The sequence below is a fragment of the Bradyrhizobium forestalis genome, assembly GCF_002795245.1.
GTDB lineage: Bacteria > Pseudomonadota > Alphaproteobacteria > Rhizobiales > Xanthobacteraceae > Bradyrhizobium > Bradyrhizobium forestalis.
Genome location: NZ_PGVG01000013.1, coordinates 155,174 through 177,890 on the forward strand (window position 1 = coordinate 155,174; position 22,717 = coordinate 177,890).

General features: G+C 65.5%; 24 protein-coding genes. 12 read left to right on the top strand and 12 right to left on the bottom strand.

From position 1 onward, the window contains the following. Positions 1-8: 8 nt before the first annotated feature. The 4 genes from cpaB to rsmI all read right to left on the bottom strand — a co-directional run bounded on the left by cpaB (position 9) and on the right by rsmI (position 3,496). Positions 9-830, bottom strand: a complete 822-nt coding sequence (gene cpaB, locus CVM73_RS17960) for a Flp pilus assembly protein CpaB (RefSeq protein ID WP_100233269.1) — start codon at positions 828-830, stop codon at positions 9-11. Between the two features lie 360 nt (positions 831-1,190). Then, positions 1,191-2,135, bottom strand: coding sequence for a glutathione synthase (gshB, locus tag CVM73_RS17965; protein ID WP_100233270.1), 945 nt, complete (start codon positions 2,133-2,135; stop codon positions 1,191-1,193). Positions 2,136-2,145: 10 nt separating this feature from the next. Continuing rightward, entirely contained in the window at positions 2,146-2,547 is a 402-nt protein-coding gene (locus CVM73_RS17970) for a YraN family protein (protein WP_100233271.1), read from the bottom strand. Beyond that, on the bottom strand, positions 2,534-3,496 hold the full coding sequence (gene rsmI / locus CVM73_RS17975) for a 16S rRNA (cytidine(1402)-2'-O)-methyltransferase (RefSeq protein WP_100233272.1): 963 nt from the start codon (positions 3,494-3,496) through the stop codon (positions 2,534-2,536). The genes CVM73_RS17970 and rsmI overlap by 14 nt, the downstream gene beginning before the upstream one ends. A gap of 340 nt (positions 3,497-3,836) precedes the next feature. Between rsmI and CVM73_RS17980 the strand changes: the two genes are divergently transcribed. Beyond that, positions 3,837-5,069, top strand: a complete 1,233-nt coding sequence (locus tag CVM73_RS17980) for a penicillin-binding protein activator (RefSeq protein WP_100233307.1) — start codon at positions 3,837-3,839, stop codon at positions 5,067-5,069. A gap of 75 nt (positions 5,070-5,144) precedes the next feature. On the opposite strand, the gene hemW is transcribed toward CVM73_RS17980, so the two are convergent. From hemW to rph, 3 genes are read right to left on the bottom strand one after another with little or no spacing between them, the layout of a single operon-like run. Next, positions 5,145-6,329, bottom strand: coding sequence for a radical SAM family heme chaperone HemW (gene hemW, locus CVM73_RS17985; RefSeq protein ID WP_100233273.1), 1,185 nt, complete (start codon positions 6,327-6,329; stop codon positions 5,145-5,147). Positions 6,330-6,345: 16 nt separating this feature from the next. Then, entirely contained in the window at positions 6,346-6,981 is a 636-nt protein-coding gene (gene rdgB / locus CVM73_RS17990) for an RdgB/HAM1 family non-canonical purine NTP pyrophosphatase (RefSeq protein ID WP_100233274.1), read from the bottom strand. Positions 6,982-6,991: 10 nt separating this feature from the next. Continuing rightward, complete coding sequence (gene rph, locus CVM73_RS17995; protein WP_100233275.1) at positions 6,992-7,705, bottom strand: ribonuclease PH; 714 nt, start codon at positions 7,703-7,705, stop codon at positions 6,992-6,994. 168 nt (positions 7,706-7,873) lie between these two features. Here rph and hrcA point away from each other — a divergent pair, with 168 nt between their 5' ends. Both hrcA and grpE read left to right on the top strand, forming a co-directional pair. Beyond that, entirely contained in the window at positions 7,874-8,962 is a 1,089-nt protein-coding gene (hrcA, locus tag CVM73_RS18000) for a heat-inducible transcriptional repressor HrcA (protein ID WP_100233276.1), read from the top strand. A 95-nt stretch (positions 8,963-9,057) separates the two neighbouring features. Next, on the top strand, positions 9,058-9,675 hold the full coding sequence (gene grpE, locus CVM73_RS18005; RefSeq protein WP_100233277.1) for a nucleotide exchange factor GrpE: 618 nt from the start codon (positions 9,058-9,060) through the stop codon (positions 9,673-9,675). Between the two features lie 119 nt (positions 9,676-9,794). Here the strand turns inward: grpE and pncA are convergent, their stop codons facing one another. Together pncA and CVM73_RS18025 are read right to left on the bottom strand one after the other, a co-directional pair. Then, positions 9,795-10,517: a bifunctional nicotinamidase/pyrazinamidase gene (gene pncA, locus CVM73_RS18015; RefSeq protein ID WP_100233278.1), complete on the bottom strand. Its 723-nt coding sequence runs from the start codon at positions 10,515-10,517 to the stop codon at positions 9,795-9,797. A gap of 270 nt (positions 10,518-10,787) precedes the next feature. Next, positions 10,788-11,729, bottom strand: a complete 942-nt coding sequence (locus tag CVM73_RS18025) for a hypothetical protein (protein ID WP_167406905.1) — start codon at positions 11,727-11,729, stop codon at positions 10,788-10,790. A gap of 396 nt (positions 11,730-12,125) precedes the next feature. On the opposite strand from CVM73_RS18025, the gene dnaK reads away from it, so the two are divergent. From dnaK to CVM73_RS18070, 8 genes are all read left to right on the top strand, one after another. Then, entirely contained in the window at positions 12,126-14,027 is a 1,902-nt protein-coding gene (gene dnaK / locus CVM73_RS18030; RefSeq protein ID WP_100233281.1) for a molecular chaperone DnaK, read from the top strand. A 259-nt stretch (positions 14,028-14,286) separates the two neighbouring features. After that, positions 14,287-15,414 (top strand): molecular chaperone DnaJ, encoded by a 1,128-nt coding sequence (dnaJ, locus tag CVM73_RS18040; protein WP_100233283.1) that lies wholly within the window; start codon positions 14,287-14,289, stop codon positions 15,412-15,414. A gap of 88 nt (positions 15,415-15,502) precedes the next feature. Then, complete coding sequence (locus CVM73_RS18045; protein WP_100233284.1) at positions 15,503-16,102, top strand: class I SAM-dependent methyltransferase; 600 nt, start codon at positions 15,503-15,505, stop codon at positions 16,100-16,102. Positions 16,103-16,159: 57 nt separating this feature from the next. Then, complete coding sequence (locus tag CVM73_RS18050; RefSeq protein WP_100233308.1) at positions 16,160-16,738, top strand: NADPH-dependent FMN reductase; 579 nt, start codon at positions 16,160-16,162, stop codon at positions 16,736-16,738. A 6-nt stretch (positions 16,739-16,744) separates the two neighbouring features. Further along, complete coding sequence (pyrF, locus tag CVM73_RS18055; RefSeq protein WP_100233285.1) at positions 16,745-17,455, top strand: orotidine-5'-phosphate decarboxylase; 711 nt, start codon at positions 16,745-16,747, stop codon at positions 17,453-17,455. 24 nt (positions 17,456-17,479) lie between these two features. Next, positions 17,480-17,791 (top strand): DUF1330 domain-containing protein, encoded by a 312-nt coding sequence (locus CVM73_RS18060; protein ID WP_100233286.1) that lies wholly within the window; start codon positions 17,480-17,482, stop codon positions 17,789-17,791. Positions 17,792-18,080: 289 nt separating this feature from the next. Continuing rightward, a complete protein-coding gene (gene dapB / locus CVM73_RS18065; RefSeq protein WP_100233287.1) occupies positions 18,081-18,896 on the top strand; it encodes a 4-hydroxy-tetrahydrodipicolinate reductase in 816 nt (271 codons plus the stop codon). A 19-nt stretch (positions 18,897-18,915) separates the two neighbouring features. Beyond that, positions 18,916-19,539 carry a 2,3-bisphosphoglycerate-dependent phosphoglycerate mutase gene (locus CVM73_RS18070; RefSeq protein WP_100233288.1) on the top strand — a complete coding sequence of 208 codons (624 nt, stop codon included), beginning with the start codon at positions 18,916-18,918 and terminating at the stop codon, positions 19,537-19,539. Between the two features lie 117 nt (positions 19,540-19,656). Here CVM73_RS18070 and CVM73_RS18080 read toward each other — a convergent pair whose 3' ends face one another. Then, the gene (locus CVM73_RS18080; protein WP_100233290.1) at positions 19,657-20,553 is read right to left on the bottom strand and encodes a methylated-DNA--[protein]-cysteine S-methyltransferase; all 897 of its coding nucleotides are present in this window, start codon (positions 20,551-20,553) and stop codon (positions 19,657-19,659) included. Positions 20,554-20,607: 54 nt separating this feature from the next. Next, the gene (locus CVM73_RS18085) at positions 20,608-21,141 is read right to left on the bottom strand and encodes a DUF2244 domain-containing protein (RefSeq protein ID WP_100233309.1); all 534 of its coding nucleotides are present in this window, start codon (positions 21,139-21,141) and stop codon (positions 20,608-20,610) included. Positions 21,142-21,163: 22 nt separating this feature from the next. Between CVM73_RS18085 and nth the strand changes: the two genes are divergently transcribed. After that, positions 21,164-21,916, top strand: coding sequence for an endonuclease III (nth, locus tag CVM73_RS18090; protein ID WP_167406906.1), 753 nt, complete (start codon positions 21,164-21,166; stop codon positions 21,914-21,916). Positions 21,917-21,922: 6 nt separating this feature from the next. On the opposite strand, the gene CVM73_RS18095 is transcribed toward nth, so the two are convergent. Further along, entirely contained in the window at positions 21,923-22,663 is a 741-nt protein-coding gene (locus tag CVM73_RS18095; protein ID WP_100233292.1) for a sulfate transporter family protein, read from the bottom strand. Between the last annotated feature and the right edge of the window lie 54 nt (positions 22,664-22,717).

Here is a 22,717-nt window from a genome sequence, read left to right on the forward strand (position 1 = left end):
TGTCCCCATCACCTCTGTGACGTCAGTTGCCGTGCCTGCACGCCGTAACGGATCACGTTCACGCCGCCCGGGCGCTTGATCGCCTGGTCCTCGGGCGTGCCGTCGACTGCGTTGGCATCGACGATGCTGCGCAGCGCGAGTGTCAGAGTGCCGCCCTGGCGTGCGGCCGAAAGCGTGGCGACCTGGTCAGGCCGGAGCTCGAGCGTGACGGTCTTGCCGACCACGGCGTTCTGGCCGTCCTTCTCCTTCGGCGCCTGGTCGATCGCGAGCACGCGGATGTTGGTGAGAATGACCTCGGACAGGACGAGGTCGTTGCCGCCGGTCGGACCGTTGGTGTTGCCGCCGTCGGGATTCTTCAGGCGGCGGGTCAGGACGATATCGACGCGGTCATTCGGAAGGATGAAGCCGCCGGCGCCGGTTTCGGCTGAAATCTCGGTGGAGACGGCGCGCATCCCGGACGGCAGGATCGCGGCCATGAAGCCGGAGCCTTCGGCCTTGACCAGCTTCTGCTCGCGGATCGGCTCGCCCTGCATCAACGGCACGCGCGCGATCGAGCCGGCGATCTGGGTCTGCGCTTCGGGCCTGCTGTCGCGGCGAATGAAGGCGCTGCTCGCGGTGGCCGCCGGCCAGGCCTGCCATTGCAGGTCGTCGGGCTTGACGGCTTGGCCGAGCTGGATGTCGTTCTTCGCGATGAGGACCTCGACCGTCGGCAGCTTCTCGGCGGCCGGCAGGATGGGCGCGGGTGCATTCTGATAGCCGCTCGCCAGATACGCAGCGACGCCGCCGGCGCCGAGCGCGATGACGAGAACGACAATGCGTGCGGTATTCATACGCTTCTACTCTTACGCGGGGCACTCGAACCGCACCTGGCGTGTTCCCCCGCGTCGATGAGTAGGGAGTAAAAGTATAAGGGGTGTTGCGAGGCCGAACGCGATGGCCGGCCAGCGATGCTGGTTTTCGGCAGATGGTGAACGTGGCGTTATTCGATCGGCCAGCGACCCCGTAGATTCACGCAGAAGGAGGCGCCGCGCGTGGCTGCGAGGCGCGACGTCATGGTGAATGGGTGGTTAGCGATGTACGGGGGTGGTGCCGCGCGCTCAGTGCATAGCCCGGATGAGCGCAGCGACGTCTGGTTGCTCTCTGCCCCGGATATCGCTGCGCTCATCCGGGCTACGAAGAAAGATGAGCGCTTACTTCTTCCGCTTCCGCTCGATCACGTCCCAGATCTTCGCCGCGACATCAGGGCCGCCGAGCCGCGCGATGGCGCGGATGCCGGTCGGCGAGGTCACGTTGATCTCGGTGAGGTTGCCGTTGATGACGTCGATGCCGACGAACAAAAGGCCGCGCTCGCGCAGCGCCGGGCCGACGGTGGCGCAGATCTCGCGCTCGCGCGGGGTGAGCTCGGTCTCCTGCGCCGCGCCGCCGCGCACCATGTTGGAGCGCAGGTCGTCGGCGGCCGGCACGCGGTTCACCGCGCCGGCGAACTCGCCGTCGACCAGGATGATGCGCTTGTCGCCGTGCTTCACCTCGGGGATGAACTGCTGGATCACCCAGGGCTCCCTGAACGTCACCGAGAACATGTCGAACAGCGAGCCGAAATTCATGTCCTGCGGCATCACGCGGAACACCGCCGCGCCGCCATGACCGTGCAGCGGCTTCATGACGACGGCACCGTGCTTGTCGCGAAACGCGTTGATCTCATCCAGGTCGCGCGAGATCAGCGTCGGCGGCATCAGCTGCGGAAAATTCATCACGAATAGCTTTTCCGGCGCGTTGCGCACGGAGGCGGGATCGTTGACGACCAGCGTCTTCGGATGGATACGCTCCAGGAAATGCGTCGAGGTGATGTAGGCGAGGTCGAATGGCGGGTCCTGGCGGAGCAGCACCACGTCGAAGCCGTTCAGCGCTTCGCGCTTGGGCTCGCCCAGAGTGAAATGGTTGCCGGGCTCGTCGCGCACGGTCAGGAGCTGGACCGGCGCGACCAGCTCGTCGCCGACCATCGAGAGCTTGTCGGGGGTGTAATAGGACAGGCCATGGCCGCGCCTCTGCGCTTCCAGAAGCAGCGCAAAGGTCGAATCGCCCTTGACGTTGATGCGGGCGATGGGGTCCATCTGGACGGCGACGTTCAGTTTCATGGTCTGCCTTTCAGGTCGAGGCGTCGAATGCCGCCAACACATGGCGCGGAAGTGAGCGCGGCGCAATCAGCATGGCGTCGAATCGCAATTCGAATTCGGCATGCTCGGGATGCGCTACGAGCCAGCCTTGCGCCGCGTCGATGATGCGCTGCTGCTGGCGCGGCGTCACGGCGAAAGCGGCATCATCCAGCGTCGCCCGCGCCTTGACCTCGACGAAGGCGATCAAATTGCGGCGACGCGCCACGATGTCGATCTCGCCATGCGGGGTGCGGTAGCGTTTGGCGAGGATGCGGTAGCCCTTGGCCATCAGATAGGCCGCGGCGCGGCTCTCTGCGGAAATCCCGGTGCGGAATGCGGCGACGCGCTCGGGCGAGGCGACCTTCGGTTCCGCCGGGATCTCAGTCTTCGCCATCGCCGCCTCGCAAATCCTTGTGCAAGTTCTTTGCGAGCTCGAGCGCGCGGGCATAGACCTCGCGGCGCGGCCGGCCCGAGAGTGCGACCGCATGCGCCACGGCATCCTTGACGCTGTTGGCGGCAAGCTGCTCGCGCAAGAGACCGTCGAGCGCATCCGATGCCAGCACGTCGGCGTCGGCTGCAGGCGGGCCGATCACCAGAACGAATTCACCGCGCGTCTCCGGCGCGTCGGCTTGCCGCGCGAGCTCGGCAAGGGGCGCACGCCTGACCTCCTCGTGCAACTTGGTCAGCTCGCGGCAGACCGCGGCCTCTCGTTCACCCATGATCTCGCCGAGATCGGTCAAGGTGGCCTGCATCCGATTGCCCGATTCGAACATCACCAGTGTCGCGTCGATGCGCGCAAGCTCGGCCAGGCGTGCGCGGCGCGCCGCGGATTTCGCCGGCAGGAAACCCTCGAAGAAGAAGCGGTCGGTCGGCAGCGCGGCGACCGACAGAGCTGCCAGCACCGAGGACGGGCCGGGCAGCGCATGCACCGGATGGCCCGCAGCGCAGACCTCGCGCACCAGCTTGAAGCCGGGGTCGGAGATCAGCGGCGTGCCGGCGTCCGACACCAGCGCGACCGAGCCGCCTTGCGCCAGCGCTTCCAGAATCTTCGGGCGCGCCGCTTCAGCGTTGTGCTCGTGATAGGGCTTGAGCGTTGCTGTGATCGCATAGCGTTCGGTCAGGCGGCGCGTGATGCGGGTGTCTTCGCAGGCGATGACGTCGACGCCGGCGAGCGTCTGAAGCGCCCGCAGGGTGATGTCGCCGAGGTTGCCGATGGGTGTGGCCACCAGATAGAGGCCCGGCGCGGCCTTCGGCGCCGCGAGCCGATGGGCATCGATGGAGAAACCGCGCGAGGCGGCGTCTTGAGCTTCAGGCGTATTTATCGAGGCCGGCTTTGCGCGCATAATGAAGTCAACTTAGGCACGATCCGCAGGGCTGGGAACCGGCTGGCCGAAAAAGATCGTGCCGAGGTGAGGGGCGAGGAACGGACGGGAATGTGATCGATCCAGGATCACGTCGAGAGGGAATGAGGGCGCTTGCGCCATATTCACGGCGGAAACGCCGCCTTGATGCTGAATGAGTGATGGCGAACAGCTGCCGGGACGGGAAGGGCGGCCGCGTTAAGCGGTTGTTATCCTTTTGTTTTGGTTAACTATTTGCCGACAATATGCCTGAATCCGCTGGTTGTGTCGCGGAAGGAATGTCATGACCGGCCGGCGGCGGCCGGTCAGAAGAGAAGCTGCCATGGTGGGCCCGCGTCATCCAAAGTCTCCCGTTCCGGGATCCCGATCGGCGGGGGCGACCCGCCGGAGTGCGCTCGGCCTGTTGCTCGGTGCGCCATTTCTGTCGGCCTGCGCCGGGGTGCAGCAAAGCCTCAGCCAGTTCTCCAACCCGTTCTCGAGCTCCGCACCGCCGGCCCAGCCGGCAGGTCCCCAGCAACAGGCGACGACCGCCGGCACCGGCGGTGTGAAGGGCGGTCTGATCCTGCCGCTCTCGGCCGCCGGCAATGCGGGCCTCGCCGCGCAATCGATGCGCAACGCCGCCGAGATGGCGCTGGCCGAGTTCCAGAACCCGAACATCCCGCTCCTCATCAAGGACGACAATGGCAGCCCGCAAGGCGCGCAAGCCGGCGCGCAGCAGGCGGTCGACGAAGGCGCCGAGATCATCCTCGGGCCGCTGTTCGCGCAGTCGGTGCCGGCGGTGGCGCAGGGCGCCCGCACGCGCGGCATTTCCGTCATCGCCTTCTCGACCGATTCCAGCATCGCCGGCCGCGGCGTCTATCTACTCTCTTTCCTGCCGGAGTCCGACGTCAACCGCATCGTCGAATATTCCGCGCGCATCGGAAAGCGCTCCGTTGCCGTGCTCGTGCCCGACAATGCCTATGGCAATGTCGTCGAGGCCGCGGTGAAGGCGGCGGTGCCGCGGCGTGGCGGGCGCATCGTTGCCTTCGAGAAATACGGCGCCGATCGCGCCACGCCGGCCCGCACCGTGGCGCAGCAGCTCGGCAGCGCGGATGCGCTGTTCATCGCCGATGACGGTGACGCCGTCGTGTCAGTGGCGGATGCGATGACGGCGGCGGGTGCGAATTTGCGTAACATCCAGCTGCTCGGCACCGGCTTGTGGGACAATCCGCGCGTCTATGCGAGCTCGGCGCTGCAAGGCGGTCTCTACGCCGCGCCCGACCCGGCCGGCTTCCGCGCCTTCTCCGGCCGCTACCGCACCAAATATGGCGGCGAGCCGGTGCGAACCGCCACGCTCGCCTATGACGCGGTCGCCCTCGTCGCCGCGCTCGCGCGCACGCAGGGCACCACACGCTTCTCCTCTGATGTCCTCACCAACCCTTCGGGATTCGCCGGCATCGACGGCCTGTTCCGATTCCGCGCCGATGGCACCAACGAGCGTGGTCTCGCCGTCATGAAGGTGACGCAAGGTGGCGGCGCTGCGGTGGCGGGCTCGCCGAAGAGTTTTGGGGCGTAGCGAGATCTTCGCTGTCGTCCCGGACAAGCGCGCCTCAAGCGCGCGTAGATCCGGGACGACGATGGCGAGATATCGCTACGCCGCGAGATCCGCGACCACGGCATCCAGCACTGGAAAACCGCTGCTGGTCACGCGCAGGCGTCCCGTCGCGTCCACCGTGATCGCGCCTTCCTCGCGCAGCAGCGCGATGCGGCGGGGGTCGAGCGAGCGGCCGGCGAGGGCCTTGTAACGCTCGGGGTCGATGCCCTCGGCGAGACGCAATCCCATCAGCAGGAATTCGTCGGCGCGCTCCTCGCTGTTGAGGAGATCGTCGGTGACGATTCCGTCGCCGTTGGTCTCGACCCGCATCAGCCAGGCCTCGGGACGCTTCTCGGTGGCGGTGGCGTGGCGCACGCCGCCGATGTCGAGGCGGCCGTGTGCGCCGGGGCCGATGCCGGCATATTCCTCGCCGCGCCAATAAACCAGATTGTGCCGGCACTCGGCGCCGCGCCGCGCGTGATTGGAGATCTCGTAGGCGGGCAGGCCGAGCTTGTCGCAGGTCTCCTGCGTGACGTCGTAGAGCGCGCGTGCGACCGCCTCATTCGGCGTCTTCAATTTGCCGGCCTGGTGCAGGCCGAAGAACGGTGTGCCTTCCTCGATCGTCAATTGATAGAGCGACAGATGCTCGGCGGCTTCATCGATCGCGAGACGCAGTTCGTCGGCCCACATCGCCGGCGTCTGGTCGGGGCGGGCGTAGATCAGGTCGAACGAATAGCGGTCGAACGAGCGGCGTGCGATGGCGACGGCATCGAGCGCCTCGCGCGCGCTGTGCATGCGGCCGAGCGCCTTCAACGAGGCGTCATCGAGTGCCTGCACGCCGAGCGAGACGCGGTTGACTCCGGCGGCGCGATAGCCGGCAAAGCGCGTGGCCTCGACGCTGGTCGGATTCGCTTCCAGCGTGACCTCGACGTCGCCGGCGACGGTCCAATGCTTGCCGATCGCGTCGAGCACAGCGCCGACGGTTGCAGGCTGCATCAGGGATGGCGTGCCGCCGCCGAGGAAAATTGAGGTCACCTCGCGTCCGGGCGCGCGCTCGGCGGTGGTCGCAATCTCGCGCGCGAAAGCGGACGCAAACCGCGCCTCGTCGATCGCGGCGTGACGGACATGGCTGTTGAAGTCGCAATAGGGACACTTCGACAGGCAGAACGGCCAGTGCACGTAGACGCCGAAGGCTTCAGATTCTTGTTTTGACGCGTTTTCCTGGCGCGAACCGGTATCCACTTCGCTTGAAAACGCTCTAGCGCGGCTCAAGGCAGATCTCCGCCAGTTTCACGAAGGCACGGGCGCGGTGCGACAGGCCGAGGCCGAGCGGCGGCAGGCCGTGCTTCTCGATGCTTTCCATCTCGCCGAAGGTACGGCTGTGGCCATCGGGCAGGAACATCGGGTCATAGCCGAAACCGGCATTCCCGCGCGGCGGCCAGACCAGCGTGCCGTCGACGCGCGCCTCGACCTCTTCGAGATAATGGTCGGGCCAGGCGACGCAAAGTGCGGAGACGAAGTGCGCCTTGCGCTTGTCGGCCGTGGTGGCGCCACGCTCCTGCAACAGGCGCTCGATCTGCGCCATCGCCGCCTTGAAATCCTTGGTCGGGCCGGCCCAGCGCGCGCTGTAGATGCCGGGCGCGCCGTCGAGCGCGTCGACCACGATACCGGAATCATCGGCGAAGGCGGGAAGCCTGGCTGCCCGCGCCGCCGCGATCGCCTTGATCGCGGCGTTGCTGCGGAAATCGTTGCCGGTCTCGTCCGGCTCGGATAGGCCGATCTCACCGGCCGACACCGCCTCGATCCCGTACGGCGCAAGCAGCTCCTTCATCTCGGCGAGCTTGCCGGGATTGTGGGTGGCGATGACGAGCCTGTCCGTGATTCGGCGGTGCATGGCCTATTGACTACGCCACAGCCAGTTTCTGCAAGTCCACCAGACGCGCGACGCCCTTGCGGGCCAGCGCCATGAGGGCCAGGAACTCGGTTTCCGTGAACGGCTCGCGTTCCGCGGTGCCCTGCACCTCGATGATGCGGCCATCGCCGGTCATGACGAAATTGGCATCGGTCTCGGCCTCGGAATCCTCGGCATAGTCGAGATCGAGCACCGGCGTGCCGCTGTAGATGCCGCAGGAGATCGCGGCGACGTTGTCGCGCAGAACGTTGGCCTTGACCATGTTGCGCGCCTTCATCCAGTTGACGCAATCGGCGAGCGCGACCCAGGCGCCGGTGATCGAGGCCGTGCGCGTGCCGCCGTCGGCCTGAAGCACGTCGCAATCGACCGTGATCTGGCGCTCGCCGAGCGCTTCCAGATTGATGATGGTGCGAAGCGAGCGGCCGATCAGGCGCTGGATCTCGACGGTGCGGCCGCTCTGCTTTCCGGCGGAGGCCTCGCGGCGGGTCCGTTCCGAGGTCGCGCGCGGCAGCATGCCGTATTCGGCGGTGACCCAGCCGCGGCCTTGACCCTTCAGCCACGGCGGCAGGCGGTCCTCGAGCGTGGCTGTGACCAGCACGTGGGTGTCGCCGAATTTCACCAGACACGAGCCTTCCGCATATTTGACCACGCCGCGCTCCAGCGTCACGGGGCGCAATTCGTCGGGCGCACGGCGGCTTGGCCGCATGGGAAATCCTCCAAAACTCACGGGAAAAGGCTGTTCGCGGTGCTTGTAGGTGGGGCAGGGGTGGGCGGCAAGGCTTTTTCACCCCCTGGTTTCGAGGCCGCAAACGCCACGCTTGTCAGAACCGTCCGGGATGGACAAATTATGAGTATCTGAGAGGAGTTACCGTCTGTGGCCCATCACGATCCGATCCATCTGATCGCGCCGCGCGCAGGCCTTGCCCAGCTCAACGAGCGTTCCCGCGACATCTTTCGTCAAATTGTCGAAAGCTATCTTGCGACCGGCGAGCCGGTGGGCTCGCGCAATATCTCGCGCCTGATCACGATGCCGCTGTCGCCGGCCTCGGTCCGCAACGTCATGGCGGATCTGGAACAGCTCGGCCTGATCTATGCCCCGCACACCTCGGCGGGCCGGCTGCCGACGGAACTCGGGCTGCGCTTCTTCGTCGATGCCCTGATGCAGGTCGGCGATCTCAATGAGGCCGAGCGGCAGTCGATCCAGAGCCAGCTCTCCTCCGTCGGCGAGGCGCAATCGGTCGAGGCGGCGCTGGATCAGGCCCTGATGCGGCTCTCCGGCCTCACCCGGGCCGCCGCTGTCGTGTTGACGCCAAAATCCAATGCGCGGCTCAAGCACATCGAGTTCGTCCGCCTGGAACCGGAGAAGGCGCTGGTGATCCTGGTCGGCGAGGATGGCCAGGTCGAAAACCGCGTGCTGGCGCTGCCGCCCGGAGTTCCCTCCTCGGCGCTCACCGAAGCCGGTAATTTCCTCAATGCACGCATCCGCGGCCGGACGCTGGCCGAGGCGCGGCTCGAACTCGAGACGGCACTTGGAGAGGCCCGTGCCGAGCTCGATCAGCTCACGCAGAAGGTGATCTCGGCGGGTATCGCCAGCTGGTCCGGCGGCGAGAGTGAGGATCGCCAGCTCATCGTGCGTGGCCACGCCAATCTGCTCGAAGACCTGCACGCGCTGGAGGATCTGGAGCGGGTTCGCCTGTTGTTCGACGATCTCGAGACCAAGCGCGGCGTGATCGACCTGCTCGGCCGGGCCGAAACCGCCGAGGGCGTGCGCATCTTCATCGGCAGTGAGAACAAGCTGTTTTCGCTGTCGGGGTCCTCCACCATCATCTCGCCCTATCGGGATGCCGCCGGCCACATTGTCGGCGTTCTCGGTGTGATCGGCCCGACGCGGCTGAATTATGCCCGCGTGATCCCGACCGTGGACTACGCCGCCCGCATCGTCAGCCGCCTTTTGGGGGGCTGACCGGCGTTTCCGCCGATCACGGGCGCTTGATTTTCGCAAGTTTAGGCACGATATCCGGGCCAACAACCCCTGAAACGAGTTCGAGATTAGAGCCGATGAGCGATCAAGAGCGGCAACCTCAAGACACGACTGCAGCGACCGGCGAGCCCGTGGTGTCAAAACCCTACATCATGCCCGACGATCCCGAGCCCGGTTCGGTCGAGACGTTGCAGAAGGAAGCCGCCGAAGCGCGCGACCGCATGTTGCGGACGCTGGCCGAGATGGAAAATCTGCGCAAGCGCACCACCAAGGAGGTCGCTGACGCCCGTCTCTACGGCATCACCGGCTTTGCCCGCGACGTGCTCGACATCGCCGACAATCTCCAGCGCGCGCTCGATGCCGTTCCGGCCGAAGCGCGTGCCGCGGCCGATCCCGGCCTGATCTCGCTGATCGAGGGTGTCGAGCTCACCGAGCGTTCGCTGCTCAACGCGCTGGAAAAGCACGGCGTGAAGAAGTTCGATCCCCAGGGCCAGAAGTTCGACCCGAACTTCCAGCAGGCGATGTTCGAAGTGCCCGATGCGTCGGTGCCGTCGGGCACCGTGGTCCAGGTCGTGCAGGCCGGCTACACCATCGGCGAGCGCGTGCTGCGCCCGGCGCTGGTCGGCGTCGCCAAGGGCGGCGCGAAGGCCGCGCCCGCGGCGAACAACAATGAGTCGAGCGGCGCGGCTAACTGAGTTTGGTGTCATTCCGGGGCGGCTCGCAGAGCCGAACCCGGAATCTCGAGGTTCTCAGGTGCGCAATTGCGCACCGTAATTCGATGCTTCGCATCGCACCGGAACGACGGGTTGCTATCTTACGCGCTCACCGCGATATCGCTCGACTGAATCCGCTTCACGCCGGCCTTGGCCATGTCGGCCCAGGCCTTTGCCAGCGAGCCCTGGGTGTCGATGCCGCGGCAGGCGTCTTCCACCACATAGACCTCGAAGCCCGCCTTGCGCGCGTCCAGCGCGGTCCAGGCGACGCAGAAGTCCGTCGCGAGGCCAGCGACGAAGACGCGCTTGATCTTGCGGCCCTTCAGGTAGCCGGCAAGCCCCGTCGAGGTCTTGCCGTCGGCTTCGAGGAAGGCCGAGTAGCTGTCGACGTCCTTGTGAAAACCCTTGCGGATGATGAGCTCGGCGTGCGGGATCGCAAGATCCTTCGACAGCGCGGCACCGTCGGTGCCCTGCACGCAATGGTCGGGCCACAGCACCTGCTTGCCGTAGGGCAGGTCGATGGTCTCGAACGGTTTTCTGCCGGAATGGACCGACGCAAACGAAACGTGGCCGGGCGTGTGCCAGTCCTGCGTCATCACCACGTTCGAAAACGCTTTTGCCATCCTGTTGATGACGGGCACCACCTGCTCGCCTTCCTTCACGGCGAGACTGCCGCCGGGCAGGAAGCAGTTCTGCACGTCGATCACGAGCAGCGCGGATGCATCGTCCGGCTTGATCGATGCGGCCGCGAACAGCGCGGTTGGCGCCAGCGTCGCGAGCGCCGTCGTTCCGAGCGCCGCAAGGATTTGTCGTCGATCAAGCATCGTTCGCCTCCCCTTGGGATGATCCAATTGGGGAAGCCTAGTTCCGTTCGTATACGAACAGAAGCCCGAAAATGCAGCCGGCTTTGGTGAGTGGTTGGGCTTGAGCCGCGGGTTCGGTGCACCTCTCCCGCTTGCGGGAGAGGTCGACGCGCGAAGCGCGGCGGGTGAGGGCTCTATCCTCTGGGGGGATGTCCCGTTGCCGGAAGCACCCTCTCCCCAACCCTCCCCCGCTTGCGGGGGAGGGAGCGCGCCGTCTTTGCGGATGCGCGCCTACCCCTTCGGCTGGATGCCGTCGCGCACGGCGCGGAAGCGGGTGAAGGCGGCTTGCCATTTGTCGCGCGGGGCGCTGGCGATGATGCGCAATGACGCGCCGCCAGTCGAGAAGCGGATCCACTGCACCACGGTCACCGGGACCTTGTCCTTGCCGCTGACGCCGTCGATCCGGGTCTCGAAACCCTGCTGGCCGTTGATGCGGATCGGCTCGGACATGGTGATGCGCGATTCGCGCACGCCGGGAATCTGAAGCGCCGTCTCCTGGGCGAAGCGGGCGCGGTCGTCGGCCTGCTGCGGGGTGGCGCCGATCAGGCCGAGGATCATGAACGGCCGCGACTCGTAGCCCGTGCTCTCATCGCCGTCGGCCAGGATGATGCTCGAGCCCGGCGCCAGGGTCCGGATGTCCTTGAAGTCGGCGAGATCGGTGATCTTGAACGGCATCAGCGCGATCTGCTCTTCGGCCGAGACCTGCCTGCGGGTGGCGGCGCTCGCAAACATCTGCCGCACCGCTTCATCCGTGTAGATCTTGGTCGCATTCTCCGGGATCTGCACCGCGACATAGCCGGAGAAGCCGGCGCCGGGCACGATCATCGAATAGCGCTTCACCGGGGTATCGCCGGCCTTGCCGCTTTCGGTGGTGAAATAGGCAAGACCCGCGGGGGTCTCGATCTTGTCCTGCTTGACGCCGCCCGTGCCGGCCGGGTTGGAATTGAAGGCGCTCACGACCTCACCATAGGCCGCCGGCGGCAGCTCGGTGATCAGCACCTTGACGCTGCCGTCCTCGCTCTCGAAGCCCGGAAAGGTCTTGGCCGTGCTGAGGCCGATCAACGGCACCATGCCGAGACGCAAGCCAGGTGGGAAAACGGCGTCGGCGGCGAAGGCCGGAAACGCGGAGGCGGCGAGGAGGGCGAGCGCGGCGAGGGGGCGGATCAGCTTCATGGGCACTTTGTTTGGTTCACATTGAGGCCGTTCGATGGTCGGCCACCGGGCCGCTTTGTCGCGCGGGGCAGCTCGAGGCGGCTGCCCGGCCGGTCCGCCTTTTAGCGGGTTTGGCCTCGCCGCAACAGGGCGGGGCCGGTTGCGGTAGCGGGGGGCTTGCCGAAGGGCAAACCTGTTAATAATTCCTCACCCGCAAGGGCGGTTGTGTCCGGATATGATCTTCCAAAACCCAATGTTTTCACGGCAGAAACGTAGCTTCGGTCCTTGCGGGCCCCTCCCCCCCTCCTATATGAGCCTCAATCATCGCAATATCGCGGATGTTTGATCTTAGGGGGTTTCGGTTCGGGTGCCTTCTGGGCCCAGCCAACCTGCCGCAAAAAGAAGGATATCAGGACCATGGGAAAGGTCATTGGGATCGACCTCGGCACCACGAACTCGTGTGTCGCCGTGATGGATGGCAAGAACGCCAAAGTCATCGAGAATTCCGAAGGCATGCGCACGACGCCTTCGATCGTCGCCGTCACGGATGACGGTGAGCGCCTCGTCGGCCAGCCGGCCAAGCGCCAGGCCGTCACCAATCCCGAACGCACCTTCTTCGCAGTGAAGCGCCTCATCGGCCGCCGCTACGACGACCCTATGGTCGAGAAGGACAAGAAGCTCGTCCCGTACAAGATCGTGAAGGCTTCCAACGGCGACGCCTGGGTCGAGGCCGACGGCCAGACCTACTCGCCCTCGCAGGTCTCGGCGTTCATCTTGCAGAAGATGAAGGAGACCGCGGAAGCCCATCTCGGCCAGAAGGTCGACCAGGCCGTCATCACCGTTCCCGCCTACTTCAACGACGCCCAGCGCCAGGCGACCAAGGACGCCGGCAAGATCGCGGGCCTTGAAGTGCTGCGCATCATCAACGAGCCGACCGCGGCCGCGCTCGCCTATGGCCTCGACAAGACCAAGGCCGGCACCATCGCCGTGTACGACCTCGGCGGCGGCACCTTCGATATCTCCATTCTCGAAATCGGCGACGGCGTGTTCGAGGTGAAGTCGACCAACGGCGACACCTTCCTCGGCGGCGAAGATTTTGACATGCGCCTCGTGGGTTATCTGGCCGACGAGTTCCAGAAGGAGCAGGGCATCAATCTGCGCAACGACAAGCTCGCGTTGCAGCGCCTGAAGGAAGCCGCTGAAAAGGCCAAGATCGAGCTGTCGTCGACGACGCAGACCGAGATCAACCTGCCCTTCATCACCGCGGACCAGACCGGTCCGAAGCATCTCACCATGAAGCTCACCCGCGCCAAGTTCGAGGCGCTGGTCGACGACCTCATCCAGAAGACCGTCGAGCCCTGCCGCAAGGCGCTGAAGGATGCCGGCGTCACCGCCGGCGAGATCGGCGAAGTCGTGCTGGTCGGCGGCATGTCGCGCATGCCGAAGGTCCAGGAAGTCGTCAAGCAGCTGTTCGGCAAGGAGCCGCACAAGGGCGTCAACCCGGACGAAGTCGTGGCGATCGGCGCTGCGATCCAGGCCGGCGTGCTCCAGGGCGACGTCAAGGACGTGCTGCTGCTCGACGTGACCCCGCTGTCGCTGGGCATCGAGACGCTGGGCGGTGTGTTCACCCGCATCATCGACCGCAACACCACGATCCCGACCAAGAAGAGCCAGGTGTTCTCGACGGCCGAGGACAATCAGAATGCCGTCACCATCCGCGTCTTCCAGGGCGAGCGTGAAATGGCGGCCGACAACAAGATGCTCGGCCAGTTCGACCTGATGGGCATTCCGCCGGCCCCGCGCGGCATGCCGCAGATCGAGGTGACCTTCGACATCGACGCCAACGGCATCGTCAACGTCTCGGCCAAGGACAAGGCCACGGGCAAGGAGCAGCAGATCCGCATCCAGGCCTCGGGCGGCCTGTCGGAAGCCGACATCGACAAGATGGTCAAGGACGCCGAGGCCAATGCCGCGGCCGACAAGCAACGCCGCGAGGCGGTCGATGCCAAGAACCATGCCGACGCGCTGGTGCACTCCACCGAGAAGGCGCTGGCCGAGCACGGCTCGAAGGTCGCCGAGAGCGAGCGCCGCGCCATTGAGGACGCTGTCAGCGACCTCAAGGAAGCGCTGAAGGGCGACGATGCCGAGGCGATCAAGGCCAAGACCAACACCCTGGCCCAGGCTTCGATGAAGCTCGGCGAGGCCATGTACAAGCAGCAGGCCGAAGCCGACGCCAAGAAGGATGCGGCCAAGGACGACGTCGTCGACGCGGAATTCACCGAGGTCGACGACGACAAGAACAACAAGAAGTCCGCCTAACCCTGAGAGGGTGACGATGCGGACCGCTTGCACCCCACACGCGCTACCGGCCTCCTCCCTCACGGGGGAGGCCGCCGTGTCGGGACGGACGGGCCAAGATTCTGTTTCAATCGCGCCCGTTACGATCGATCAATTCCCAGCCGTTATTCTGAACGCCGCCAAGCTGCCCTCTGCCGCGAAGCGGAAGGCTACCTATATCGTCGCGTGGGAACGCTTTTTCTCGCCGACCTGACCTGCGATTGGATAGACCGAGTCCGACATGTCCACGTCCGCCAAGCGCTGCTATTACGAAACCCTCGAAGTCGAACGCGATGCTGACGATTCGGTCCTGAAATCGTCGTTCCGCAAGCTGGCGATGAAGTTCCACCCCGACCGCAATCCCGGGGACAACACCAGCGAAGTCAAGTTCAAGGAAATCAACGAGGCCTACGAGGTCCTGAAAGACAAGGACAAGCGCGCCGCCTACGACCGCTACGGCCATGCTGCCTTCGAGCAGGGCGGCGGCGGCGCCGGTTTCGGTGCGGGCTTTGCGTCCTCGTTCTCCGACATTTTCGAAGACCTGTTCGGCATGGCCGGACAGCGCGGCCGCGGCGGCCGCGAGCGTGGCGCCGATTTGCGCTACAACATGGAAATCACGCTCGAGGAAGCTTTTGGCGGCAAGACCGCGCAGATCGAGATTCCGGTCTCGGTCACCTGCGAGGCCTGCTCGGGCATCGGCGCCAAGGCCGGCACCAAGCCGAAGACCTGCTCGAGCTGCGGCGGCGCCGGCCGCGTGCGGCAGTCGCAGGGCTTCTTCACCCTCGAGCGCACCTGTCCCGGCTGCCAGGGCCGCGGCCAGATGATCGAGGACGCTTGCCCGTCCTGCGCGGGCCAGGGCCGGGTCACCCGCGAGCGCACGCTGTCGGTCAACATTCCGCAAGGTGTCGAGGATGGCACACGGATCAGGCTCGCCGGCGAGGGCGAGGCCGGGGTCCGCGGTGGTCCGCCCGGCGACCTCTACATCTTCCTCTCGCTGGCCCAGCACCAGTTCTTCCAGCGCGACGGCGCCGATCTGCATTGCCGCGCGCCGATCTCGATGGTGACGGCCGCGCTCGGCGGCGAATTCGAGGTGCCCACCATCGACAAGGGCAAGGCCAAAGTGAAGGTGCCGGCCGGAACCCAGTCGGGCCGCCGATTCCGCATTGCATCAAAAGGCATGCCGGTGCTGCGGTCGCGCCAGATGGGCGACATGTACGTTCAGGTCGTGGTCGAGACCCCGCAGAACCTCACCAAGAAGCAGCAGGAGTTGCTGGCCGAGTTCGAAAAACTCTCCTCCGGCAACACCCAGCCGGAATCCGAGGGTTTCTTCGCCAAGGTCAAGGACTTCTTCGGTAATCGGGCGAGTTGACTCGTCTTGACCGTGCCGCCTTCGGCCTATACGTCTTTATGACCATTTTCTGACACGCCGCGGTCCCGCGGTCCCGTCCGGTCCCGACATGCCATTGCCATCGTCCGCGCGTGCGTTGAAGAAGCCTCGTCTCGACGACGAGGTGCGCTTTCTCAGGTCGTGGATCGAAAAGCCACTGCACATGGGCGCGGTGATGCCGTCGGGCAAGCTGCTGGCGCGGACCATGGCTCACTATGTTGATCCCGATTCCGACGCACCGGTGGTGGAGCTCGGACCCGGCACCGGCGCCATCACCTCCGCGCTGATCGAGCGCGGTGTCGACCAGAAGCGTCTCGTGCTCGTCGAATACAATCCCGGCTTCTGCGCGCTGCTGCGCGACCGCTACCCGCAGGCGAAGGTGGTGCAGGGCGATGCCTATCGCCTGCGCGACACGCTCTGGAATGTCTTGAGCGCGCCGGCTGGCGCGGTCGTCTCGGGCCTGCCGCTCGTCACAAAACCGATGCTGACGCGGCTGCGGCTCATCCGCGACGCCTTCACCGCGCTTGCGCCCGGTGCGCCCTTCATCCAGTTCACCTATGCGGTGGTGCCGCCGATCCCGAAATCGCTGCCCGGCGTGTCCACAGAGGCTTCGGAACGGATCTGGATGAACCTTCCGCCGGCCCGCGTCTGGGTGTATCGCAAGGATTAATTCCGCCGGCATTGCTCTTTGCGCGGCGGGCTCGTTTCGCCGAACGCATGGAAGCGGATGTCCGCACCCAAAATCCTGATCATTCCGGGTTCGCTGCGCACCGGCTCGCACAATGCGAAGCTTGCAGCGGTCGCTGCCTACGAATTCGTTCAGGCCGGCGTCGACGTCACCCGCATCTCGCTCGCCGATTTTCCGCTGCCGATCTACGACGGCGATCTCCAGGCCAAGTCCGGCGTGCCCAAGCACGCCATCAATCTCAAGCGCATGATCGGCGCCCATCACGGCGTCCTCATCGTCTCGCCCGAATACAACGCCTCGGTGCCGCCGCTCCTCAAGAACGCGATCGACTGGGTCAGCCGTGTGCATGAGCTGCATGAGGCGCGCGGCGAGGTGTTCCGCAACCGCGTCTTCGCGCTCGCCGGTGCCTCGCAGAGCCGGCTTGGCGCCGCCCGCGCGCTCCAGGCCTTGCGGCTGATCCTGACCTCGTGCCACGCCAATGTGATTGCCAGCCAGCTCACACTCGCCTTTGCCGACCAGGCCTATGACGATATGGACAGGCTTAAGAACGAGGGCGATATCGCCGCGTTGAAGCAGCTGGTCGCGCAGTTGATCGACATTTCCCAACGCATGATGTGAGGTGACATGACGCCAGCCGAGATCGCCCCGAAAGACCGCCTGATCGTTGCGCTCGACCTGCCGAGCGTTGATGCCGCGGAGGCGATGATCGCGAGGCTCGGCGACAGCGTCTCGTTCTACAAGATTGGCTATCAGCTCGCTTATGCCGGCGGCCTACCGTTGATCGGAAAGCTCGCCGACAGAGGCAAGAAGGTGTTTGCCGATCTCAAGATGCACGACATCGGCAACACGGTGACACGCGGCGTCGAGAGCGTCGCCAAGCTGGGGGCGACCTTCGTCACCGTGCACGCCTATCCGCAGACCATGAAGGGCGCCGTCGAAGGCCGCGGCAGCGCCAGCCTGAAGATCCTCGCCGTCACGGTGCTGACTTCCTACAACGACGACGATTTGCATGCGGCCGGCTATCGGCTCAGCGTGTCGGAGTTGGTTGAGGCGCGCGCACAGCAGGCGCAGGTGATCGGCGTCGACGGCCTGGTGTCCTCGCCAGAGGAAGTCGGCAGCCTGCGCAAGATCGTGGGCCACCAGATGAGCCTCGTCACCCCCGGCATTCGTCCGGCGGGCGCCGCCAGCGGTGACCAGAAGCGCATCATGACGCCGGGCCGTGCGATCACCGCGGGCGCGGACTATCTCGTCGTCGGGCGCCCGGTGGTGGAAGCCGCCGATCCGAAGGCCGTCGCCGACGCCATCCACGCCGAGATCGTGCAGGCGCTCGGCTAACCACCAAAAACAGGGAGAAGAACAATGGCAAAAGGCTACTGGATCGGGCGTGTCGACGTGAGCAATGACGAGGGCTACAAGCCCTACGCCGTCGCCAATGGTCCGATCTTCAAGAAATGGGGTGGCCGTTTCGTCATTCGCGGCGGGAAGTTCACCACCGTCGAGGGCGCCAGCCGTACCCGCAACGTCGTGATCGAATTCCCGGACTATCAGACCGCGATCGCCTGCTACAACTCGCCGGAATACCAGGCCAACATCAAGGTGCGTCAGCCGCACTCGATCGCCGACCTCATCATCATCGAGGGCTATGACGGTCCGCAGCCGTCGGAATCGTAGATTTCGACCGCCGCGCTCTCTTACCCTCCCCTGGAGGGGGAGGGTCGGCACGTAATCGAGCGAAGCGAGATTGCGTGACGGGGGGGGGTGATCTCTCCACTCGGGCACTGTTCGTCGCGGAGGCACCGTCACCCCCCCCCGCTCGCGCTGCGCGCGATCGACCACGGGCGAGCTACGCTCGTCCCGGACCCCTCCAGGGGAGGGTTAGAGCGCCTCCGTCCCCCCGATCCCCCTCGGTTGCCGGAACTCTATCCCCCCGCTACAACGGCCTTTCGAAGAGGATCACACCATGTCCGACATGCGCTTGATTGTTGCTGGGGCTGGCGGCCGGATGGGCCGGGCGCTGGTGCGGGCGATTGCCGAGAGCAAGGGCGCGGTGCTGGCGGGTGCGCTGGAGGCGCCGGGATCCGATCTGCTCGGCAAGGATGCCGGCGTGCTCGCAGGCCTGCCGGCCAACGGCATCACGCTCTCGGCCGATCTCTGGGCGATGTCGAAGGATGCCGACGGCATCCTCGATTTCACCGTGCCGGCGGCGACCATCGCCAATGTCGCGATCGCCGCCCAGCGCGGCCTCGTGCATGTCATCGGCACGACCGGCCTGTCGGGCTCGGACAATGCCGTGATCAAGAGCGTCACCAATCGCGCGGTGGTGGTGCAATCCGGCAATATGAGCCTGGGCGTCAATCTGCTCGCCGCCGTGGTCAAGCGCGTTGCCAAGGCGCTCGACCAGAGCTTTGACATCGAGATCGTCGAAACCCACCACCGCATGAAGGTCGATGCGCCCTCGGGCACCGCGCTGATGCTGGGCCAAGCCGCAGCCAGCGGCCGCGGCGTCACCCTCGATGACCATTCCGAGCGTGGCCGTGACGGCATCACCGGCGCGCGCCGGCCGGGCAATATCGGTTTCGCCTCCTTGCGCGGCGGCACCGTCGCCGGCGACCACAGTGTCAGCTTCCTTGGTCCGTTCGAGCGCCTGACGCTGTCGCATCAGGCCGAGGACCGCATGCTGTTCGCCCATGGTGCGCTCAAGGCGGCGCTGTGGGCGCATGGCAAGGCGCCGGGGCACTACACCATGGCCGACGTGCTCGGCCTATCCGACATCTGAACAACACGGAAAGCAGTTGATGAGTGAACGTCTCCTCGTGCTCGTGCGCCATGGCCAGAGCGAATGGAATCTGAAGAACCTGTTCACGGGCTGGAAGGACCCTGACCTCACCGAGCTCGGCGTGAAGGAAGCCAAGGAAGCCGGCCGCAAGCTGAAGGCGCAGGGCCTCGTGTTCGACGTCGCCTACACCTCGGTGCTGACCCGCGCGCAGCACACGCTCGATCTCATCCTCGCTGAGCTCGGCCAGGAGGGGCTGCCGACCTCGAAGAACCTCGCGCTCAACGAGCGCGACTATGGCGATCTCTCCGGTCTCAACAAGGATGACGCCCGCAAGAGATGGGGCGAGGACCAGGTGCTGATCTGGCGCCGTTCCTATGACGTGCCGCCGCCCGGCGGCGAAAGCCTGAAGGACACGCTGGCGCGCGCGCTGCCCTATTACGTGCAGGAGATCCTGCCCGACGTGCTCAACGGCAAGCGCACGCTGGTTGCCGCCCACGGCAACTCGCTGCGCGCGCTGATCATTGTGCTGGAAAAGCTCTCGCCAGAGGGCATTTTGAAGCGCGAGCTCGCGACGGGTGTGCCGATCATCTACCGGCTCAACGCGGATTCGACGGTGGCCTCGAAGCTGGATCTGGCGGGCTGATAGATTCCGTCATTCCGGGGCGCCCGAAGGGCGAACCCGGAATCTCGAGGTTCTCAGGTGCGCAATTGCGCACCTGAGTTCGATGCTTCGCATCGCCCCGGAACGACATTGAATAACTCACTGCACTCCCACCCGTCCCGCTTCCCAGCCCAACATCGCCTGCTTGCGGGTGATGCCCCAGTGATAGCCGGTGAGCGTGCCGCTCTTGCCGAGTGCGCGGTGGCAGGGGACCACGAACGAGACCGGGTTCTTGCCGACGGCAGCACCGACGGCGCGCGAGGCCTTCGGGCTGTTGATGTTGCAGGCGATGTCGGAATAGGACACCGCGCGTCCCATCGGAATCTTCAGCAGCGTCTCCCACACCCGCACCTCGAAATCGGTGCCGATCAGGACCACGCGCAGCGGCTGGTCCGGCCGCCACAGCTTTGGATCGAAGATGCGCGCTGCCAGCGGCGCGGTGCCTTCGTGGTCTTCGACATAGGTCGCGTTCGGCCAGCGCCGCGTCATGTCGGCGAGCGCGATCTTCTCCTCGCCTGGATCGGCGAAGGCGAGGCCCGAGAGGCCACGGTCGGTCGCGATTACGATGGCGGTGCCGAACGGCGAGGGGTGGAAGCCGTAGCGCAAGGTGAGCCCCGCGCCGCCGTTCTTCCATTCGCCCGGCGACATCGCTTCATGGGTGACAAAGAGATCGTGCAGCCGGCCCGGACCCGAGAGCCCTGAGTCGAGTGCCGCATCGAGGATGCTGGCGGAGTCCCGCAACAGACCCTTGGCGTGATCTAGGGTGAGCGCCTGCATGAAAGCCTTCGGCGTGATCGAAGCCCAGCGGCGGAACAGATGATGCAGCTCATCCGGCGTGACGCCGGCGGCATCCGCCATCGCCTCGATGGTCGGCTGTGCGCGCCAGTTCTCCGAGATGAACGCGATCGCCCGGCGCACGGAATCATAGTCGCGCAGCGCGGCGTTCTGGGGGCCCGGCTTGGCCAGGCGCTGGTCATGGATTGCGAGTGTCATCATGCCCGGAAATGTAGGAGAGGGGGTGGCTTGAAGCCACCCGATTTCCGACTGTGCTCAGGTCACCGGATTATAGGTCGGGCCGCGCCGTGCGGCGTTGAGGGCGCCAACCAAGGCATTGTAAAAGCTGGCTTTTTCTTCAGGTCCGAGAAAGCCGGCGATGAGCAGCCGCCGGCCGCGCGAGATCAGATAGAGATGCTCTATGCCGTATTCCTCGTCGACCTCCTGGTCGAGCCGGACCCAGAGCGGGTTGAAGGTCCATTCGGCAACCTGGCCACGATCGCTGACGCGCCGCACGCGCAGTTCCGACGGCGTCACCACGATCTCCTCGCTGGCCCGCGCCGCGCGGAAATTGACCTTGAAGGCCCACCAGATCACCAGCACGTCGAGACCGAAGAAGCCGAACACCGGCCAGGCGCCCATTATCAGGAAAGCGAGGCCCGTGACGAAGCTGACGGCGCTCAGGAACAGCATCACGGCGAGAAAGCCGGTGCGGTTCAGCGAGCGGTGCGGCATCAGCAGCGCGGAGAAGATCTGAGGCTCGTTCTCGCTTTCAGATTGCGCGCGCTCAATTTCGTTGCCTGTGCTCATCGTCCATCAGTATATCCCGATCATGGCGAAAATCACCCGCAAGCCGGTCCCGCGCAAAGCGACGGTTCCGAAGAAAAAGGCAAAACCGGTCGCGACCAAGCCGAAAGCGTCCGCGAAGAAATCGCTCAAAGCCACAAGACCCTGGACGCCCGCCGAGGTCCGCGACGTCTTCAGCCGTTTCGGCAAGGCCAATCCGGAGCCGAAGGGCGAGCTCGAGCACGTCAATCCGTTCACGCTGTTGGTTGCCGTGGTGCTCTCGGCGCAGGCGACCGACGCCGGCGTCAACAAGGCGACACGCGCATTGTTCGAGGTGGCCGACACCCCGCAGAAGATGCTCGATCTCGGTGAGGAGCGCTTGCGCGATTACATCAGGACGATCGGTCTCTATCGTACCAAGGCCAAGAACGTGATCGCGCTGTCGGCAAAGCTGCTCAGCGAATTCGGCGGCCAGGTACCGCGTACGCGTGCGGAGATCGAGTCATTGCCCGGCGCAGGGCGCAAGACCGCCAACGTCGTGCTCAACATGGCCTTCGGTGAGCACACCATGGCGGTCGACACCCATGTCTTCCGCGTCGGCAATCGCACCGGGCTAGCGCCCGGCAAGACGCCGCTGGAGGTCGAGCTCGGTCTCGAAAAGGTGATCCCGGCCGAGTTCATGCTGCATGCCCATCATTGGCTGATCCTGCACGGCCGCTATACCTGCCTCGCCCGCAAGCCGCGCTGCGAGGTCTGCCTGATCAATGATCTCTGCCGGTGGCCGGAGAAGACGGTGTGAATGATCTCACCGCACCTGCCGCGCCGGCTCGATCAGCTCGGGCCGCGAGCCTGACAGCCGCTTGTGCATGTGAACCATGAAGGCCATGCCGAAGATCGGCGTCGCCAGGTTAACGATCGGGATCGAGACAAAGGCGGCGATGAAGAGGCCGGCGGTGAAGACGGTCGCGGCATTGTCGCGCCGCATCGCCTTGGCTTCCTCCGGGGGGCGGAAGCGCATCGCGGCGAGCTCGAAATATTCACGGCCCAGCAGCCAGGCGGCGGCGAGAAAGAAGATCAGGAAACCGGCGCCGGCGAAGAGCACCAGCGGCAAGGCGGCGAGATAGACCAGGATCGTCAAGAGCGCGGTCTTGATGCCCTCGAGGATCGCCTGGCTGAACGGCAGCGCCACGCCCGGCCGTTCGGCGGGATAATGCTCGCGCTCGACGATATCGGCGACATCGTCGACGAACAGGCTCGCCACCAGCGAGGTGATCGCCGGCATCAGGAAGATGCCGCCGAACACGACACCGAGGCCCGCCGCGATCGAGACGATCCAGGAGAGAATTTCGAGCGATGAATGCCAGCCCGGCCCGAGCAGGCCCTCCAGCCAGATCTCGCCAGAGGTCGCAAACCAGCTCAGCAGACGCTGCAACCCGATCGCCAGCACCGTGATCAGCACCAGCGCCAGCCCGATCGATCGCCACAGGATCGAGCGCATCGCCGGCGAGATCATTTGCGACAGCGCCTTGATGGCGGCATCCAGCATGGGGGCCCTCTGAGGTAAACTCTGCGCGAGAGGTAGATACCGAATGCGGCTTCG